Raw genomic sequence first — 3,676 nt, 5'->3', positions numbered from 1 at the left:
GGCCTTCGGGGCGGGCAGTGCGTTGTCGTGGGCCGGCATCGCAGCGACTTCGGCGGGCGGCGGGGCGTCTTCGGGCGCCTGCCCCGCGCGGGAGTACGCCTTCGCCCGGCAGAGCAGCCGCGCGACGGCGTGGTGCAGGTCGAAGTCGTCGGCCCGCCCCTGGGCGTAGCGCTGGTAGGTGCGGCGCAGGAAGGGGCTCAGTGCCTCGTCACGGAAGGTGTGGTGGGCGCGCACGGCGCCGGAGAGGATCAGCTGGGCGTGGTCGTCCCGCTCGCTGATCGGATAGTGCGCGGTCGCGGTGCCGTCGGTGAAGCGGAGGGTGAGACTGCGCTGCTGCACCGGTGACGTCAGGTCGGAGACGATCTCGGTGCGCACACCGCCCGAGTGCCGGAGGGTGAGCGAGGCACTGCCCATGTGCGGGACGACGGCGGTGCCGCACTCCATGTCCGTGCAGTGGGCCGTCTCCAGTTCGGCGGCCCCGGCCAGGTCGAGGACGACGCCGAGCGAATGGGGTATCTCCACGTCGAAGGCGGTCGGGTGGCCGTGCGTGGCCAGGGTGCGCGCGAAGCGGGGCTTGTGCTGGACCACGTCGACGCCCAGCAGCCGGCCGAGGCCGCGGTCGGCGATCAGGTCGCGCAGCCGCTGGGTGAGCCCGGCGGCCAGCCAGTGGGCGACGACGGTCACATCGAGCCGGTACTCGTCGCGCAGTCTGGTGACGCTCTCGAGCTGGCCGGGCTCGCAGGCCAGCGGCTTCTCCACCAGCACGCGGGTGTACCCGAGCCCGGCGAGCCGGCCCAGCACCCCGGCCCGGGCCGCGGGAGGGGTGCACAGGTGGACGACGGTCTCCTCGGGGTCCGTGCGGCGGGCGGCTTCCGCCAGGGACGCCACCACGGTGACGTCGTCGAGCCCGGACGCGGCGGTGGGCCGGGGGTCCCAGGCCAGCGGCGGCCAGTGGAACAGCGGCTCTTCCTCGGCTTCGCGGGCCGCGCCGGACGGTGTTTTCAGTCTCTTCAGGGCCGCCAGGTGGAGACCGGCTCCGGAGCGGCCTAACCCGACGATCAGCGGTCGCAGCATCATGTCCTTGCAAGTGTGACGGCTCTGGCAGTTCAGCGACCGACTGTGACCCCCGGTATGAAGAGCGGTCAAGCAGAACCCGGGAACTCGTACCGGCACGGGTGAACGTGCGGGCGCCGGCGATTGGGTCCAGGGGCCGGGGGTATGCCTCGGGTCGCTGGCAATCCGCCGTTCGCGTCAAGTAATTGGAGTGGCAGTGTCTTTCGGAGGAATCTCCGGAGGGGTGGGGCGACGTTCCGGTCCCCGGGCCGGAACCGAAGAGGTTCCGTTCTTCTCCCAGGCAACGACTTTCGGTGTGCTGTGGCCTCTCGTGGAGGAGAGGGTCAACGAAGTATTCGCGACAGGGAAGTTTTCACACGGCCGCCATGTCGCGGAGTGGGAGCGGGAGCTCGCCGCCTACACGGGTGCCGGGTTCGCCGTCGGGGTGAACAGCGGCACGGACGCCCTCGTCCTGTTATTGCGCGCGTGCGGCCTCCAGCGCGACGAGGGGGTGCTGGTGCCGGCGTACTCGTTCGTCGCCACGGCCTCGTCGGTGGTGCTGGCGGGCGGCCGGCCCCAGTTCGTCGACATCGACCCGGTCGACTACGCGATGGACGCGGCGGCCCTGGAGTCCGCCGTCACCCCTGCGAGCCGCTTCGTGATGCCCGCGCACCTGTTCCACCAGATGGCCGACATGGCGGCCCTGGGCGCCGTCGCCTCCCGCTGCGGGCTCACCCTGGTCGAGGACAGCGCCGAGGGCATCGGAATGCGGCAGAGCGGGCGCCACGCAGGTCTGCACGGCAAGGGCGGCGTCCTGTCGTTCTTCCCGAGCAAGACCCTGGGCGCGCTCGGCGACGCCGGGGCCGTCCTCACCGACGATCCGGAAGTGGCCGAAATGGTGCGCGCGTTGCGCCACCACGGGCGGCTCGGGCCGACCCTGGGGGACTTCTCCACCATCTCCACCGAGACCGACGTACCCGGCTTCAACAGCAAGATGGACGACATCCAGGCGGCCGTCCTCTCCGCGAAGCTCACCTGCCTGGACAACGACATCGCACGCCGCGCCGAGCTCGCGGCGGCCTACGACGAGCGGTTATGGGACGTCCCCGGCATCACCCGGCTGCCCCGCGTCGTCGAACGCCCCCGCACCAGCGGGGAGTCGCGGCCCGTCTTCTACGTCTACCTGATCGAGGCCGACGACCGTGACCGGCTGGCGGAGCACCTGACGCGCCACGGGGTGGGCACGGAGATCTACTACCCGACGCCGCTGCACCTCCAGCCGTGCTTCGCCCACCTCGGCCACTCGCGCGGCGACTTCCCGCACGCCGAGGCCGCCAGCGCCCGCGCGCTCGCGCTGCCCCTCTACCCGGACCTGGACGTGGAGCAGGTCGACCGGGTCAGCGAGACCATCCGTGAGTTCTACACGGGGAAGCCGACGTGACCGACGGGGAAACCGACGTGACCGCCCAACGCACCAGCGCCATCTCCTTCTTCCAGCCCGACGTATTCGACAACGACCGCACCGCCATGCTCGACATCATCCGCCAGGTCGGGGCCGCCCCCGAGCAGCGGTTCATCCTCGGTGAGCACACCCGTGCCCTGGAGCGGACGCTGGCGGGCTCCCTGGGCGCCGCCGACGTGGTGGCCTGCGGCAGCGGCACCTCCGCGCTGGGGCTGGCGCTGGCGGCGATGGAGGTGGGTGCGGGGGACGAGGTGGTGGTGCCGGCGTTCGGCTGCGCCCCGCTGGCCGCCTCCGTGGTGCACCTGGGCGCCAGGCCGGTCTTCGCCGACATCGACCCGTGGACGATGGTCGCCGACCCGGCCGACGTGCGGCGGCGCATCACCCCGCGCACCAAGGCGCTGATGCCCGCCCACATGTTCTCCGTGATGGCCGACATGCCCGCCTTCACCGCGCTGGCGCGGGAGTACGGGGTGCGGCTGCTGGAGGATTCCGCCGTCGCACAGGGCGCGGTGCTGGGCGGCACCCCGGCCGGGCTGTGGGGCGAGGCGGGCGTCTTCTCCTTCGTGCAGGTCAAGTCGTTCGGCATGCCCGGCGAAGGCGGTGTGGTGGTCACCCGCGACGCGACCATCGGGCAGCGCGTGCGGATGCTGCGCAACCACGGCCAGGACGGGACGCACCGGTTCGTGCACCACGTGATCGGGCACAACAGCCGCTTCGACGAGATCCAGGCCGCCTTCCAGCTGCGTCGGCTGCCTGGGCTGCCCGAGCGGCTGGAGCGGCGCGCGGTCATCGCCGACTACTACACCGAACGGTTCGCGCCCCTCACCGAGCGGGGTGTGGTCCCGCCCCCGAGGGGGCGGGAGGGCCGCTGCTACTACGTCTACTCGCTGCTGGCCGAGGAGCGGGAGGCGCTGCGCGCGCACCTGACGGAGCGCGGCATCGACTCGCACGTGTACTACCCGCTGCCGTTGCCGAGGCAGTCGGCGTTCGCCCCCTTCGCCTCGCCCGGCGAACACTGGCCGCACGCCGAGCTGGCGAGCAGGCGGATTCTGGCGCTGCCGGTCTACCCCCACCTGACGGACGCGCAGGTCGAGTACGTCGCCGACGCGGTGTGCGACTTCGCGCGGCGCGGCGCCCCGGCCCGCCGCCACCGCCACTGAC

At 72.2% G+C, this 3,676-nt stretch carries 3 protein-coding genes; 2 read left to right on the top strand and 1 reads right to left on the bottom strand.

Translation table 11 applies throughout. From position 1 onward, the window contains the following. A partial coding sequence (locus AB8Z75_RS32910) for a hypothetical protein (RefSeq protein WP_369208477.1) occupies nt 1-1,077 on the bottom strand: 1,077 nt, incomplete at its 3' end. A gap of 292 nt (nt 1,078-1,369) precedes the next feature. Here AB8Z75_RS32910 and AB8Z75_RS32905 point away from each other — a divergent pair. After that, nucleotides 1,370-2,494, top strand: a complete 1,125-nt coding sequence (locus tag AB8Z75_RS32905; RefSeq protein ID WP_369208475.1) for a DegT/DnrJ/EryC1/StrS family aminotransferase — start codon at nt 1,370-1,372, stop codon at nt 2,492-2,494. An 86-nt stretch (nt 2,495-2,580) separates the two neighbouring features. Next, nucleotides 2,581-3,675 (top strand): DegT/DnrJ/EryC1/StrS family aminotransferase, encoded by a 1,095-nt coding sequence (locus AB8Z75_RS32900; RefSeq protein WP_369208479.1) that lies wholly within the window; start codon nt 2,581-2,583, stop codon nt 3,673-3,675. The last annotated feature ends 1 nt before the right edge of the window (nt 3,676 follow it).

Source organism: Streptomyces sp. PU-14G, assembly GCF_041028275.1.
Classification (GTDB): domain Bacteria; phylum Actinomycetota; class Actinomycetes; order Streptomycetales; family Streptomycetaceae; genus Streptomyces.
This window is presented reverse-complemented; position numbering and strand designations above follow the sequence as displayed.